The organism is Streptomyces sp. JLBG701 (assembly GCF_058544905.1).
Genome location: NZ_CM178588.1, coordinates 1,427,210 through 1,440,639 on the forward strand (window position 1 = coordinate 1,427,210; position 13,430 = coordinate 1,440,639).

12 protein-coding genes are annotated in these 13,430 nt (G+C 71.4%); 5 read left to right on the forward strand and 7 right to left on the reverse strand.

Annotation, left to right across the window (positions count from 1 at the left end):
* Positions 1-4 precede the first annotated feature (4 nt).
* The 4 genes from AC5DRG_RS06595 to AC5DRG_RS06610 all read left to right on the forward strand — a co-directional run bounded on the left by AC5DRG_RS06595 (position 5) and on the right by AC5DRG_RS06610 (position 5,073).
* Positions 5-1,471, forward strand: a complete 1,467-nt coding sequence (locus AC5DRG_RS06595) for a glutamine synthetase family protein (protein WP_491808781.1) — start codon at positions 5-7, stop codon at positions 1,469-1,471.
* A 22-nt stretch (positions 1,472-1,493) separates the two neighbouring features.
* Complete coding sequence (locus AC5DRG_RS06600) at positions 1,494-2,441, forward strand: PDR/VanB family oxidoreductase (RefSeq protein WP_491808782.1); 948 nt, start codon at positions 1,494-1,496, stop codon at positions 2,439-2,441.
* Between the two features lie 75 nt (positions 2,442-2,516).
* Positions 2,517-3,197 carry a class I SAM-dependent DNA methyltransferase gene (locus tag AC5DRG_RS06605; RefSeq protein ID WP_491808783.1) on the forward strand — a complete coding sequence of 227 codons (681 nt, stop codon included), beginning with the start codon at positions 2,517-2,519 and terminating at the stop codon, positions 3,195-3,197.
* The gene (locus AC5DRG_RS06610; protein WP_491808784.1) at positions 3,130-5,073 is read left to right on the forward strand and encodes a SpoIIE family protein phosphatase; all 1,944 of its coding nucleotides are present in this window, start codon (positions 3,130-3,132) and stop codon (positions 5,071-5,073) included. The genes AC5DRG_RS06605 and AC5DRG_RS06610 overlap by 68 nt, the downstream gene beginning before the upstream one ends.
* Here the strand turns inward: AC5DRG_RS06610 and AC5DRG_RS06615 are convergent.
* The 4 genes from AC5DRG_RS06615 to AC5DRG_RS06630 all read right to left on the reverse strand — a co-directional run bounded on the left by AC5DRG_RS06615 (position 5,024) and on the right by AC5DRG_RS06630 (position 8,977).
* On the reverse strand, positions 5,024-6,664 hold the full coding sequence (locus AC5DRG_RS06615; RefSeq protein WP_491808785.1) for a thiamine pyrophosphate-binding protein: 1,641 nt from the start codon (positions 6,662-6,664) through the stop codon (positions 5,024-5,026). The genes AC5DRG_RS06610 and AC5DRG_RS06615 overlap by 50 nt on opposite strands.
* Positions 6,661-7,446 carry a cyclase family protein gene (locus AC5DRG_RS06620; protein WP_491808787.1) on the reverse strand — a complete coding sequence of 262 codons (786 nt, stop codon included), beginning with the start codon at positions 7,444-7,446 and terminating at the stop codon, positions 6,661-6,663. The genes AC5DRG_RS06615 and AC5DRG_RS06620 overlap by 4 nt, the downstream gene beginning before the upstream one ends.
* Before the next feature lie 83 nt (positions 7,447-7,529).
* Entirely contained in the window at positions 7,530-8,807 is a 1,278-nt protein-coding gene (locus AC5DRG_RS06625; protein ID WP_491808788.1) for an NAD(P)/FAD-dependent oxidoreductase, read from the reverse strand.
* Positions 8,804-8,977, reverse strand: a complete 174-nt coding sequence (locus tag AC5DRG_RS06630) for a transporter substrate-binding domain-containing protein (RefSeq protein ID WP_491808789.1) — start codon at positions 8,975-8,977, stop codon at positions 8,804-8,806. The genes AC5DRG_RS06625 and AC5DRG_RS06630 overlap by 4 nt, the downstream gene beginning before the upstream one ends.
* A 158-nt stretch (positions 8,978-9,135) precedes the next feature.
* Here AC5DRG_RS06630 and AC5DRG_RS06635 point away from each other — a divergent pair, with 158 nt between their 5' ends.
* Positions 9,136-10,329: a CdaR family transcriptional regulator gene (locus tag AC5DRG_RS06635; protein ID WP_491808791.1), complete on the forward strand. Its 1,194-nt coding sequence runs from the start codon at positions 9,136-9,138 to the stop codon at positions 10,327-10,329.
* Here AC5DRG_RS06635 and AC5DRG_RS06640 read toward each other — a convergent pair.
* The 3 genes from AC5DRG_RS06640 to AC5DRG_RS06650 form a co-directional block, all read right to left on the reverse strand.
* Positions 10,326-11,495 carry a cytochrome P450 gene (locus AC5DRG_RS06640; protein WP_491808793.1) on the reverse strand — a complete coding sequence of 390 codons (1,170 nt, stop codon included), beginning with the start codon at positions 11,493-11,495 and terminating at the stop codon, positions 10,326-10,328. The genes AC5DRG_RS06635 and AC5DRG_RS06640 overlap by 4 nt on opposite strands.
* A gap of 124 nt (positions 11,496-11,619) precedes the next feature.
* Positions 11,620-12,486 (reverse strand): MurR/RpiR family transcriptional regulator, encoded by an 867-nt coding sequence (locus tag AC5DRG_RS06645; protein WP_491808794.1) that lies wholly within the window; start codon positions 12,484-12,486, stop codon positions 11,620-11,622.
* A gap of 5 nt (positions 12,487-12,491) precedes the next feature.
* On the reverse strand, positions 12,492-13,424 hold the full coding sequence (locus tag AC5DRG_RS06650; RefSeq protein WP_491808796.1) for an ABC transporter substrate-binding protein: 933 nt from the start codon (positions 13,422-13,424) through the stop codon (positions 12,492-12,494).
* Positions 13,425-13,430: the final 6 nt, after the last annotated feature.

Consider the following 13,430-nt stretch of genomic DNA (forward strand, 5'->3'; position numbering starts at 1 on the left):
CGGCGTGGGATTCATCGAGCGCCACGGCCTGTGGAACCCCGAACAGGCCGCCGCGGCCCAGGAGATACGCGAGCGCGCCGACAGCGGCGGCATGAAGGTCGTACGGCTGGTCTTCGCCGACCAGCACGGGCTGTTGCGCGGCAAGACCGTCACCGTGGGGGAACTGCCCAACGTGCTGCGCGAGGGCACCGGCATCGCCTCGTCGTTGCTCGCCAAGGACACCTCGGGGCGGACCGTGTTCCCCCTCTTCACCAAGGAGACGCCGCTCGGGCTGCCCGAACTGCGGGGCGCCGCCGACATGGTGATGGTCCCGGACCCGCTGACGTTCCGGATGCTGCCCTGGTCGCCGGGCACGGGCTGGCTGCTGTGCGATCTGCGCTTCACCACGGGCGCGCCGGTGCCGTTGTGCACGCGCGGGCTGCTGCGCTCGGTGCTGGAGCAGGCGGGCGGGCTGACCTACCGCACGGGTCTGGAGGTGGAGTTCCACCTTTTCCGGCTCGCCGATCCGCGCCTGGGCCCCGGTGATCTGGGCCAGCCGGGTGCCGCTCCCGAGGTCGGCATGCTCAACCACGGCTACCAGTACCTCAGCGAGCTGCGGTACGACGAGCTGGACCCGATCCTCGACGTCCTGCGCGCGAACATCGAGGGGCTGGGTCTGCCGTTGCGCAGTCTGGAGGTCGAATTCGGGCCGAGCCAGGTGGAGTTGACCCTCCAGCCCGCCGACGGGCTCGGCACGGCCGACGCGATGGTGCTGCTGCGCGGCGCCGTCAAGCAGGTCGCCGCCCGCCACGGCCACCACGCCACCTTCATGTGCCGCCCCCATCTGCCCGGGGTGTTCTCCAGCGGCTGGCATCTGCACCAGAGCGTGCTGCGGGACGGCGTCGGCATCTTCGCCCCGAAGAGCCCGGAGGGTGCGGAGGGTGCGGAGGCCCAGGATGGTGCCGCGTCCGGGCGGCCGCCCCTGTCGCCGTACGGGACCGCCTTCCTCGGCGGGCTGCTGCGGCACGCCCGGGCCACCAGCGCGTTCTCCACGCCGACTCTCAACGGTTTCAAGCGATTTCGGTCGCTGTCGCTGGCCCCCGACCGTGCGGTGTGGGGCCGTGACAACCGAGGGGCGATGGTGCGGGTCCTGGGTGACGGTCCGTCATCGACGCGGCTGGAGAACCGGATCGGCGAGCCGGCGGCCAATCCCTATCTCTATCTCGCCTCTCAACTCGCCGCCGGGCTGGACGGCGTGGCGGGCGGTTTCGATCCTGGTCCGGCGGCGGACGAGCCGTACGCCACTCACGCCGAGCCGCTGCCGCGCTCGCTCGGCGAGGCGCTGACCGCGCTGGAGGCGGACGAGGGTCTGGCGGCCCGGCTCGGCAAGGACTTCGTGTCCTACTACGCCGGTATCAAGCGCGCGGAGATCGCCCGCTTCGAGCAGGAGGTCACCGACTGGGAACAACGGGAGTACTTCCGTGTCTTCTGAGTCTTCTGGCGCCGCACCGTCCATGGGACGTCTGCTGGTCCGGCAGGCCCGGTGGGTCGCCCGCGACGTGGTGGAACTGCGGCTGACCCGGCCCGGCGGCGGCGCGCTGCCCCCGTGGGAGCCCGGGGCGCATGTCGAACTCACCCTGCCGTCCGGGCTGCGACGCGCGTACTCCCTGTGCGGGGATCCCGCGGACACGGGTGCGTGGACGGTCGCCGTGCACCGGGTGCCCGAGGGGCGCGGCGGCTCGCGGGAGATCCACGACACCGCGCTGGTGGGACGGGAGCTGGAGGTGTCAGGCCCGGTCAACCGGTTCCCGTTGCTCCCTGCGGAGGGCTATCTGCTGCTGGCCGGCGGCATCGGCGTCACCCCGCTGCTCCCGATGGCCCGCGAGCTCACCGCGCGCGGCCTGCCCTGGCGGCTGGTCCTGGGCGCCCGCGACCGGTCCCGCCTGGCGTACGCGGACGACCTCGTGGAACTGGGCGGGGACCGCGTGCTGCTCGTGCCGCAGGACGAGGCGGGTCTGCCGGACCTGGCCGCCGAGATCGCCGCCGCGCCGCCCGGTCACGCGGTGTACGCCTGCGGACCTGCGCCGATGCTCGACGCGGTGACGTCCCTGTGCCGCGCGGCGGACCCGGTGCGGACGACGTACACGGAGCGCTTCGCCGCGGGCGACACGGATGCTCAAGTGGTGGGAGCGAAAGGGGAGTTCGATGTTGTACTGTGCCGTTCCGGACTTCGGCTGACAGTCCCGGCGGACCGCTCCGTGCTGGACGTCGTCCGGGAGAAGCTGCCGGATGTGCCGTACTCGTGCGAGGAGGGTTACTGCGGCAGCTGCGAGACAGCTGTCGTGGCGGGGTTGCCGGAGCACCGCGACACCGTGATCGACTCGTCCGACCGTGCTGCCGCCACCACAATGATGATCTGCGTGAGCCGCTCCGTCTCCGGCGTGCTGGAGCTCGACCTCTAGCCCGCACATTTCACTCACAGTCACCGTTCGCCCGATTGTGAAATACTTCAACATGTCTCATGAAAGGTGACTTCTGTGATCAATGGCGACGCAGAGTCCGACTACGAGAGCATACGGATCGACCGCAGAGGTCAGGCCGCGGCCTTTGACGCCATCGGCGACCAGTACGACGAGGCCTTCCCGCACAAGGAGGGCCAGGTCGCGGCCGGCGAGTGGCTGAAGGGATCCCTGCGGGCGGGATCCCGTGTGCTCGACCTCGGCTGCGGCACCGGGGTGCCGACCGCGCGCCAGTTGGCGGACGCCGGATTCGAGGTCGTGGGCATCGACCTGTCCGGCACGATGGTGACACTCGCGCGGGAGTACGTCCCGGGTGCGACGTTCCACCAGCTGGACATCGCCGACCTGCGGCCCGGCGGTCCGCGCGACCTCGGGCGCTTCGGCGCCGTCACCGCCTTCTTCTCCCTGTTGATGCTGCCGCGCGTGGAGATCCCGCTCGCGCTGCGGACGATCCGTCAACTGCTGGTCCCCGGTGGCCTCTTCGTCCTGTCCATGGTGGAGGCCGATGTGGACGACTTCTCGATCCCGTTCCTCGGGCACACGATCCGGGTCTCCGGCTATCTGCGGGAGGACCTCCACAAGGTCGTCGAGGCCGCGGGCTTCGAGATCGCCGAGGAGAACTCGTACACCTATGCCCCGGAGGTCACCGACGTCCCACCGGAGGAACAGGTCTTCCTCTGCTGCCGGCGGCGGGACTGAGACCGGCCCACCGGACGGGACGAATCTCGTGACGGAGCACGACACCTCCCAGACAGGCCCCGCCGGGGCCCGGATCGGCACCGGGCGGCCCGCCCCCGCCGTGCAGGCGCCCCCGCCCGACGACTCCTGGGACGCGGTGACGGACCGTGCCCTGCCGCAGACGGACCGGCTTCGGTATCTCGACGAGGCGACCCGGCGGATCGCCCGCGGGATGGACCTGGACGAGACCCTCCGGGAACTGCGCCGGTCGGCGGTACCCGCGTTCGCGGATGTGATCGTCATCCACCTGCACGATCCGTTGCCGGTCGGAGACGAGAAGGAGACCGCCTCGGTCGTCCTCCAACTGCACAGCATCGACCCGGCGCCCGCGGCTCCGGACGCCGAGCACCCGTACTCGACCGTGGCCCAGCTCGTCCAGGTGTCCGCCGGCGGCCGGCTCGGGGAGCTGCTGCTTGCCGGCCGGCCCGCGTTCGGTGACGCGCCGGGGATCGCGGCCGCAGTGGCCGAGCTGCTCGGGCCCGGCGTGATCCGCCCGCACGCGCTTCCGCCGGGCCGGCGGCTGATCGTCGCCCCGCTGCACGGGCGCCGGCACGTCATGGGCGCCGTCGTACTCCTGCGCCGGCCAGGCCGCCCCGCCTTCACCTCCGACGATCTGCTCGTCGCCTCACAGCTCGCGACGCACACCGCGCTCGGCGTCCAGAAGGCCGTGATGTACGGGCACGAGGCCGCCGTGGCGGACACGCTCCAGCACACCATGCTCCCGTCGTCGCTGCCCGAGCCCACCGGCGTCCGGCTGGCCAGCCGCTATCTGCCCGCATCCAGGACCGCCCAGGTCGGGGGCGACTGGTACGACGCGATCCCGCTGCCCGGCAACCGGGTCGCGCTCGTCGTCGGCGACGTGATGGGCCACTCCATGACGTCCGCCGCGATCATGGGCCAGCTGCGCACCATCGTGCAGACCCTCGCCGGGCTCGACCTGCCCCCGGACGAGGTCCTGCACCACCTCGACGAGCAGGCCCAGCGGCTGGGCAGCGACCACATCGCGACCTGCCTCTACGCGATCTACGACCCGATATCGCACCGGCTCCTCATGGCGAACGCCGGCCACCCGCCCGCCGTGCTCCTGCGCCCGAACGGCCGGGCGGAGGTGCTGCGCGTCCCGCCGGGCGCGCCCATCGGGGTCGGCGGTGTCGCCTTCGAGTCCGTGGAGCTGCCCGCGCCCACCGGAGGAACGCTGCTGCTGTATACCGACGGCCTCGTCGAGTCCCGGGAGACAGACATCGACACGGGCGTCGAGGCACTGTGCGCCCGCTTCCAGACCACCGGCCGCGGGCCCGCCGCCGCCTCTCTCGAACTTCAGTGCGATCACATCCTGGGCACCCTGGGCCGGGGCGCCAGGGACGACGACATCGCGCTGCTCATGGCCCGGTTCGAGGGCTTCCCGCCGGACAGCGTCGGCTACTGGCACCTGGCCCCCCAGCCGCTGACCGCGGGACAGGCCCGCCGCCTCGCCCGCAGGACCCTCCGCCGATGGGGCCTGGACTCCCTCCTCGACGCGACGGAGCTCATGGTCAGCGAGGTCGTGACCAACGCCGTGCGCTACGCCTCCAAACCCATCTCGCTGCGGCTGCTGCGCACCGACGTCCTGCGCTGCGAGGTCACCGACGACTCACCCCAGGTCCCGAGGATGCAGCACGCCGAACCGGGCGACGAGGGCGGCCGCGGCCTGTTCCTCGTGAACCAGCTCGCCCGGCGCTGGGGGGCGACGAGGCTGAGCACGGGCAAGGTCGTCTGGTTCGAGCAGCAGATCCCGACGGGGCCCGACCTCAGTGCCCCCGGAACGCCTCCTCAAGCCACCACGCCCCACGATCGTTGACCACCTTGGCGTCGACGAGCAGAGGCGCGGAACGGGGCCCGACAACCCAGTCCTGTACGGCTTTCAGGTCGGCCGGTGTGCGGACGGTCACGGCCTCGAAGCCGTAGCCGCGCGCCACTGCGGCGATGTCCGTCGGCGGGAACTCGACCGTGTCGAGCGGGTGTCCGTCGGGCCCGAAGTGGTGCACCTCCGCCCCGTAGGCGTCGTCGTTGTACACGACGACCACCATCGGCAGCCCGAGCCGGCGTACGGTGTCGAGGTCCGCGGCGCTCATCAGCGCGCCGCCGTCTCCGAGTGCCGCCACGGGCAGCCGGTCCGGCCGCGCCAGCGCCGCGCCGATCGTGGTCGCGAGCCCCAGGCCGATCGACTGGAACGCCTGGGTGAAGCAGAAGCCGTGGTGGTCCGGCACCGACAGATAGGCGCTCGGGTAGCCCATGAAGTTCCCCGAGTCCACGCCGATGACGCGTTCGGCCGGGAGGATGTCGTCGAGGGCGATGCTCAATGTCCGCGGGTCGATGCGCTGTCGGCCGCTCCTGTCCTCGTACGGCACATCCCGCCAGCGCACGCGTGCGGCGATGGACTCGGCGATGTCGGCGGTCCGGTAGCCCTGTTGCCGCTCGCCGCCCCTCGCGAGCAGGCTCCTCGCGGTGAGTTCGACGTCTCCGGTCACGCCGAGGTCGACTTCGCGGTGCGCGCCGAGCGCGGACGCGTCGTCGTCGACCTGTACGACTCTCGCCTCGGGGCCGATCAGCCGGCCATGCCGCATGGTCCACATGTTCAGGGCGCAGCCCCAGCCCACGATCAGGTCCGCGCCCTGGATCAACTCGGCTGCCAGGGGCGACGCGAAGCCTCCGGACACGTCGAGCGACCAGGGGTTGCCATGGAACAGGCCGCGGGCCACCGCCGAGGTCGCGAGCAGCGCGCCATGGCGTTCGGCGAGCGCCGCGAGGGCGTCCCGGGAGCCGGGGCCGCGTGCTCCCCGGCCGGCCACGAAGACCGGTCGGCGGGCCTGGGCGAGCAGGTGTGCCAGTGCCGTCATGTCGGCCAACTCCGGTTCGACAGCTGCCCGTTGCGGTGGCACGGCGGCCTGCGTCAGGGCTCCGTCGGGCACGTCCAGGGACTGCACCGGCAGCGGAACGTTGAGCAGCACGGTGCGCCGCTCGTGCAGGGCACGCCGTACCGCTGCGCAGGCCTCCTCGACCGCGTCCTCCGGGGAGGTGATCCGCGCGGTGACGGCCCCCACTGCCTGCGCCAACGCGTCCTGGTCGATGTGGAAGTTGGACTTCGGCTCGGTGACCTCGGCCGCCAGCACCAGGAGTGGGGTGCGGCTCTTGGCCGCCTCGGCGATCCCGGTGACGGCGTTCGTCAGGCCGGGACCCTGGTGCACGCTCAGCGCGGCCACCGTGCCACTCGTCCGGGCGTACGCGTCGGCCATCGTCGCCGCGCCGCCCTCGTGGCGTGCGGCGACGAACCGTGAACCCGCCGCGACCATGGCGTTGGTGAGATGGAAGTTGCCCGAGCCGACCACGCCGAAGACGTGGTCGATACCGGCGACCGACAGCGCCCTGCCGACCGCTTCCGCGACCTTCATCGGTGCTCCACCAGGGCGAGCACCCGCGCGGGAGCCCCGGACCCCGTGACGATGGGCAGCGGTCCCGCGATGACGACGGCGCCGGTCGGCGGGAGCGCGGCCAGGTTCTGCAGTTGGGTCAGCCCGTACTTGTCGCTGCCCATCAGATAGGAGTGGCACGGGAAGGCCGGGTCGAAGGAGTGCGCGCGTCCGGCGTCCGTGCCGACGGTCTCGACACCGAGGCCGATCACCGGCGACTCCTGTGCCACCCAGCGGGCGCACTCCGGCGAAAGTCCTGGGGTGTGCGGGCCGTTGTCGTCCGCGTTGAGGAACGCCTCCTGGGTGTGCGAGCGTGCGCTCCAGCCGGTGCGCAGCAACAGCCAGCCGCCGTCGGGGAGTTGACCGTGCTCGGCCTCCCAGGCCTTCACATGGTCCACCTCGACGAGGAAGTCCGGGTCCGCCTGCGCCTCGGCGGTGAAGTCCAGTACGGCCGCCGGCGCGATCAGCTGCCGCGCCGGCACCGAGGCGACGTCGTCGAGGTCCTTCCCGGTGACCCAGTGGTTCGGTGCGTCGAAGTGGGTGCCGGTGTGTTCGCCGCTGCGGAAGTTGTTCCAGTACCAGGCCGGGCCCCGGTCGTCGTACCTGCTGATCTCCTCCAGCTCGAAAACGGCGGTCTGGCCGAAGTCGGGCGGCAGCTGGATCACCGGGGTGGACGACGACAACGGCGAGGTGAGGTCGACGACTTCGATCGACCCGCCTCGCAACGCCGAGACCAGCGAAGCGAGGACGGACGGCTCGGACATGGATGCCTCCTGCGACTGCGATGCCGGGACTCTGGGACTCTGGGATTCACAGCATCGCAGTCGGGCGGCGCTTTGATCAGGCTTCAGCGGCGGAGTCGGTCGAAGCCGAACGGGGCGAGGGCGTCGGGGCGTTGACCGGTGAGGACGTACGCGGCCAGGCGCTGACCCGTGGCGGGGCCCAGCGTGACGCCGAGCATGCCGTGCCCCGTGGCCGCGAACGCGTTGTCGTGCCCCGGGAGTCGGTCGATCAGTGGCAGTCCGTCGGGGAGGAAGGGCCGCCCGCCGACCCAGGGGTCGCGGATCCGGCTCACCAGGTCGTCCGGGTCGTCGAACCAGTCGCCGAGGTAGTGGCGGCTGGCCAGCGCCACCGCGACGATGCGGCGCCAGTCGAGCCGGTTGTTGTTCCCGCTCAGCTCCATGGTGCCGCCGATCCGCGTGGTGGCGCCGATCGGTGAGGCGACGGCCCTGCGCTCGCCGAAGTACAGCGTGTGCCGGGGCGCCGGGTCCAGGTCGACCGAGAAGCTGTAGCCCTTGCCGGCCTGGAGCGGCAGCCGGTGTCCCAGTGCGCGCAGGAGGGCGGGCGAGCGCATGCCGGCCGCGATGACGACGGCCGAGCACGGAATCTCGCCCTGGCTGGTGGTGAGCGCGCTGACCCGCCCCCCTGTGGACCGGAAACCGGTGACCTCCGCGTTCTCGTGGACCTTCACCCCCGCCGCGGCGAGTGCCTCGCCGAGGCCCCGGGCGAAGGCCTCGGGATCGACCACGCCCTCCCCCTCGACGAGGTAGGCCGCGCGCACCCGGGGCGACAGCACGTCGTCCAACAGATGCGCCTCGGTACCCGTGGTGACGTCGTCGGGCAGCGGATAGCGTCCGTCCGCCATCTCCCGCTGGATCGCGAGGTGGTGACGGGCCTCGGCCGGTGACAGGAAGGCGTGCACCATGCCGGGCCGGGTCAGCGTCGTGGTCACCCCCGCCTCGCTCAGCCCGTCGAAGAGGTCGAAGGTGGGGCGGTTGAGCTCGGCGATCGCCGCGTAGCCGCGCCGGAACGCGGCCGGTGTGCTGCTGCGCCAGAAGCGCCACAGCCACCGCACGAACGCCGGATCCGGCAGCGGTCGTAGATAGAGCGGCGAGTCCGGCCGCCCCAGCGAGCGCAGGGCATAGCGCACAACTCCCGGAGCAGGGACGGGCGTCGAGTGGCTGAGACAGACCCAGCCCGCGTTGCCCCGGGAGACCCCCGAGCCCAGACCGCCCCGCTCGACGACCACCACCGCCGCTCCGGCCGCGGCCAGGTAGTGGGCGGTGCACAGCCCCACGACGCCCCCTCCCACCACGACCACGGGGCTGTCCGGCACGCCGGTCATGATGTGGAGCCGTACGACGCGGCGAAGTCCGTCACCTGGGGCTTGATCTCCAACCCCAGTTTCTTGGCGACGTAGTTGAGGATGTCGCCGTCCAGTCCGACGATCTTGTCGCCCTGGACGCTGGTGTACGGGGCATACGGCTGCACGGAGGCGATTGGGCGTATGCGCATCATGGGCGTGGCCCTTCCATGGGTGGATGGGGTCAAAGGTTAGGGACTGAACCATTGCGCGTCACCGTTCACTCCGTACGAATCTGAGGCTGATCTCGCGAGATCCGCTGTACGTTGCGTCCAGTCGTCGGCCCATTCCCCCGACGGGAGGAGTGTTCGTGCTGAGCCCGTCACTCGCGCAGGAGATCGCCGGAGACACCTCCGCCGTCATCGGTTTCAACGTGCTGATCACCGATGCGGACGGCCTGGTCATCGGCAGCGGCGAGAGCAGCCGGGTCGGCAGCTTCCACGAGGCGTCGGTCGAGGTGATCCGCACCCAGGAGCCCGCGACGCACAGCGCGTCGCAGGCCCAGCAACTGCGCGGGGTGCGCCCCGGTATCACCCTTCCGATCGTCACGGACGGGCGGGCGGTGGGGACGGTCTGCATCACCGGGACGCCCGCCCAGGTACGCCGCTTCGGGCTGCTGGTGAAGCGTCAGACGGAGATCCTGCTCAGGGAGTCGGTGATGCTGCGCTCCCGGCTGCTCGCCGAGCGTGCGGCGGAGACACTGCTCGCCGACATCGCCTCCTACGACCCTCAGGTCGTGGAGGGCGACTTCCTCGTGTTCCGGGCCGCCGAACTCGGTTTCGACCTACGGCTGCAGCGGGTCGCGGTGGCCTTCGAGGTGAACGTCCCCGACGCGGGCGCCCGACGCCAGGGCGCCCGCACCCGGGACATGGCGCTGGTCCGCTCGGAACTGCTCCGCACGGTCCGTGAGGTCTTCGCCGATCCGCAGGACATCGTCGCCTCCACGGCTCCCGGCTGGATCGGCGTCCTGCGCCGGCTCCCGGCCCGTGCCGAGGTGGCTTCGCTGGTCGCCGACTGCCGGCGGATCACCGACGTCATCGCCGCGCAGGACGGGCTGGTCGCGCGGGCCGGGATCGGCGAACCGGCCGTCTCTGTCGGCGGTCTGCACGACTCCTACCAGGACGCCCGCGACGCGCTCCGTCTCGGCGCCCGCGTGGCTGGAGACTCCCCCGTCCATCTGATCGCCGATCTGCGCGTCCACCAGGTCCTGGCGACGGTGAGCCAGCCCACCCGCCACCGCCTGATCGAACTGACCGCCGCGAAGCTGCGGGCCCAGCCGGACTGGCCGGTACTGCGCGACACGATCACCGCGTGGTGCGAGAGCGGGTTCAACCTCGTCCGGGCCTCCGCGGCCCTGCACATCCACCGCAACACGGTTGTCTACCGGATGAACAAGATCGAGCAGCTCACCGGCCGCCCCCTGCGCGAGCACCGGACGACCATGGCCCTGTATCTCGCCTGCCTGGCCGACGAGTTGGGCGAGGCCACCAGCGAAGGGGCCTAACCGTCCCACAGCACATGCAGCGTGGGGGGCTTGCGGAAGACCAGGCCGTGGGGGTCGGTGGGGTGGTCCGGGTCGAGGCGCAGGGCGGGGAGGCGTTCGAGCAGTCGCTGGAGGGCGATGCGGGTCTCCAGGCGGGCGAGGTGCGCGGCGAGGCAGTAGTGCGGGCCGTGGGCGAAGGCCAGTTGGAGTCGGGCGTTCTCGCGGCGGACGTCGAACCGATCGGGGTCGGGGAAGACGTCCGGGTCGCGGTTGGCGCCGGTCAGGGACACGGTGACCAGGTCGCCCCGGCGGATCGCGGCCGGGCCGAGGGTGGTGTCGCGGGTCGCGTAACGGTCCACCACCGCCGCCCCGGGTTCGAGGCGAAGTGACTCCTCGATCGCGCCGTCCAGCAGGTCGAAGTCGTCCCGGACGAGGGCGAGTTGGTCGGGGTGTCGCAGCAGGTGCAGCAACGCGTTGGTGATCATCGCCTCGGTGGTCTCGATGCCCCCGAACATGAGCACCGCGGCGTTGGACGCCACCTCGGGCAGCTCAAGCCGCCCGGCGGCGGAGACCAGCAGCGAGGTGGCGTCCCGGTCGGCGACGGTTTCCTCCACGGCGGACTTCAGCTGCGCGTATGCCGCGGTTCCGGCGGGCCCCGTCTCATGGCCGACGGTGAGGTCCGAGACCGACTGCACGATGGCGTCGTACCAGGCGAGCACGGTGGCCGCGGTGGTGCCGACCAGCCCGAGCGCCTCGGTCACGACGGCGACCGCGAGCGGGCCGGCGAAGGCGCGCCGCAGTTCGCCGGCGCCCCCCGGCAGCAGTGCGGTGATGAGCCGGTCGGTCTCCCGCTCGATGCCCGGGGCGAAACCGCCGTGCACCTCCCGGGGGCGGAAGGGGGCGGTGAACGGCTCGCGGTGCCGGCCGTGTTGGTCACCGTCGAGGGAGAGCATGCTCGGCCCGACGACCTGCGCGGTGGAGAAGCGGGGGTCGTCGACGGTGAAGGTCTCGGCGTCCCTCATCACGCTCAGCGCGAGGTCGCGCCGCGTCACCAGCCAGCCGTCCAGCGCGGGCAACCAGGACACGGGCTCGCGCTCACGCAGCAGCGCCAGTCTCGGATGCGGGTCCCGGGCGAGTTCGGCGAGCGTGGTCGCGGCGCCGAGAGGGAAGAAGTCGACGACGGTCATCGCGTGCTCTGGTGGGTCATGTGGAACACCGATCATGGTCGGGCTGTCGATTGGTCTTGCCAGGAAGGCTGTTGGACAGGACTGCTGTTGAACTGACGGCTGTCGAACTCGCCGCCACAGGCTCTCAGTCCACGAACAGCCCCCGCGCCGCGGCCCGCGCGTCGAACTCCTCCAGGTGGGCCTGCGCGTCCGGCAGAGCGTCGCACATCGCCTCCAGAAGGACCTGCCCCAGTAGCTGGGGCGCGCTCACCGTGTCGAACACCAGGCCCGTACCCACGGCGGCCGGAAGGAGCAGATCGCTGTGGGCGGCCACCGGGGCGAACGTGCCGTCGGCGATCGTCACCACCGTCAGTCCCGTGTCCCGCGCGTGGTCGAGCGCGCCGAGGACCTCGCGGGGGTGGCGCGGCAGCGCGAAGCACAGGAGCGCGCTCGCGCCCGCCTGCCGGGCCGCGTCGATCCGGTCGGCGAGCAGCGAGCCGCCCTCGTCGAGGAGACGCACATCGGGGTGCACCTTGGCGGCGAAGTAGGCGAAGCCCCGGGCCGCCGCGGCGGAGGCTCGCAGCCCGAGCACCGGCAGGGGCCGGGACGCGGCGAGGGTCCGGCCCGCGCGTTCGACGGGCCCGGGGTCCGCGAGCAGGGACGCCAGCTGTCGCAGGTTGTCGATCTCGGCCCGTACCGCCTGCTGGTAGGGGTTGTCCGACCGCCCGTCCGCCCCGGTGCCGACGGGTGCGACGTCCCGCAGGTGTCTGCGGAGCGCCGGGTACCCGTCGAAGCCGAGGGCGACCGCGAAGCGGGTCACCGACGGCTGGCTCACGCCTGCCAGTTGGGCCAGCTCCACGCTCGACAGGAAGGGCACGGCCGCCGCCTGCCGGACCAGACAGTGCGCGATGCGGCGCTGCGTCGGGGTGAGCCGGCGCCCCTCGAAGAGCTGGTGTATCTGTACGGAGGCGCCGGTCCGACCCTGCCGGTCGGTACCGGCACCATCAGTCATCGCGTTCAGCTCGCGAGACCGGCCGTCGTCAGCCACTCCTTGGCGACGGTGGCTGCGTCCTCCTTGTCGTTGACGAGCTTCTTCATCATCTCCAGCAGGTCCTCGGTGGTGAGCTTGGCCGAGACGCCGTTGAGCGCCGCCTTGGCCGTGTCGTCGACCGCGGACTTGTAGACCAGGGGCGTGACGTTCTGCGAGGAGAAGAGGTTCTTCGGGTCCTCGAGGACCACCAGCTTGTCCTCGACGATGGCGGGATCGGTGGTGTAGAGGTTGGCGGCCTGCACGTCGTTCGACTTCAGCAGCTTCAGCAGGGTGCTCTGGGCACCCGCGTCGAGCGGCTGGAACTTCCCGAACTCGACGCCGTAGATCGTCTTCAGTCCGACCAGGCCCTGGGTGCGGGTCTTGAACTCGGAGCCGGCCCCGATCGTCATGTCCCCCGCGATCGGCCTGAGGTCGGCGAGGGTCTTGAGGCTGTACTTGGCCGCGGTCTCGGACGTGACCGTGACCGAGTCCTTGTCCTCGGCCGCGGCGGAGTCGAGTATCTCCACCGACGACGGGAGCTTCTCCTTCAGCTCGGCATTGATGTCCTCGGTGCTGGTCGCGGTGCTCTTCGGGTCGACGGCAACCGCCAGCAGTGCGCCGTTGTACTCCGGGAAGACTCCGATGCCGCCCTTGACGACCTGGTCGTAGTAGACCTCACGGGCCCCGATGTCGAACTTGCGCGTGACCTTCAGGCCCTTGGCCTCCAGGGCCTCGGCGTAGATCTCGGCGAGCAGCTGGTTCTCGGGGAAGTTCGCCGAGCCGACGACGATGGACTTGCCGTCGCTGTCGCTGCTGCTGCCCGTCAGCGGGTTGCTGTCGCTGTCGTCGCCGCTGCCGCAGGCGGTCAGGGCGAATGCGGCGATGAGGCCGAAAGCGGCGCCGCGGTGGATGCTTCTCATGGGTGT

Coding starts and splice junctions, on each gene's coding strand:
- AC5DRG_RS06600 (WP_491808782.1), top strand. CDS start 1,494: ATGGGACGTCTGCTGGTCCGGCAGGCCCGGTGGGTCGCCCGCGACGTG.
- AC5DRG_RS06610 (WP_491808784.1), top strand. CDS start 3,130: ATGCCCCGGAGGTCACCGACGTCCCACCGGAGGAACAGGTCTTCCTCT.
- AC5DRG_RS06615 (WP_491808785.1), bottom strand. CDS start 6,664: ATGAAGGTCGCGGAAGCGGTCGGCAGGGCGCTGTCGGTCGCCGGTATC.
- AC5DRG_RS06620 (WP_491808787.1), bottom strand. CDS start 7,446: ATGTCCGAGCCGTCCGTCCTCGCTTCGCTGGTCTCGGCGTTGCGAGGC.
- AC5DRG_RS06625 (WP_491808788.1), bottom strand. CDS start 8,807: ATGACCGGCGTGCCGGACAGCCCCGTGGTCGTGGTGGGAGGGGGCGTC.
- AC5DRG_RS06630 (WP_491808789.1), bottom strand. CDS start 8,977: ATGCGCATACGCCCAATCGCCTCCGTGCAGCCGTATGCCCCGTACACC.
- AC5DRG_RS06640 (WP_491808793.1), bottom strand. CDS start 11,495: ATGACCGTCGTCGACTTCTTCCCTCTCGGCGCCGCGACCACGCTCGCC.
- AC5DRG_RS06645 (WP_491808794.1), bottom strand. CDS start 12,486: ATGACTGATGGTGCCGGTACCGACCGGCAGGGTCGGACCGGCGCCTCC.
- AC5DRG_RS06650 (WP_491808796.1), bottom strand. CDS start 13,424: ATGAGAAGCATCCACCGCGGCGCCGCTTTCGGCCTCATCGCCGCATTC.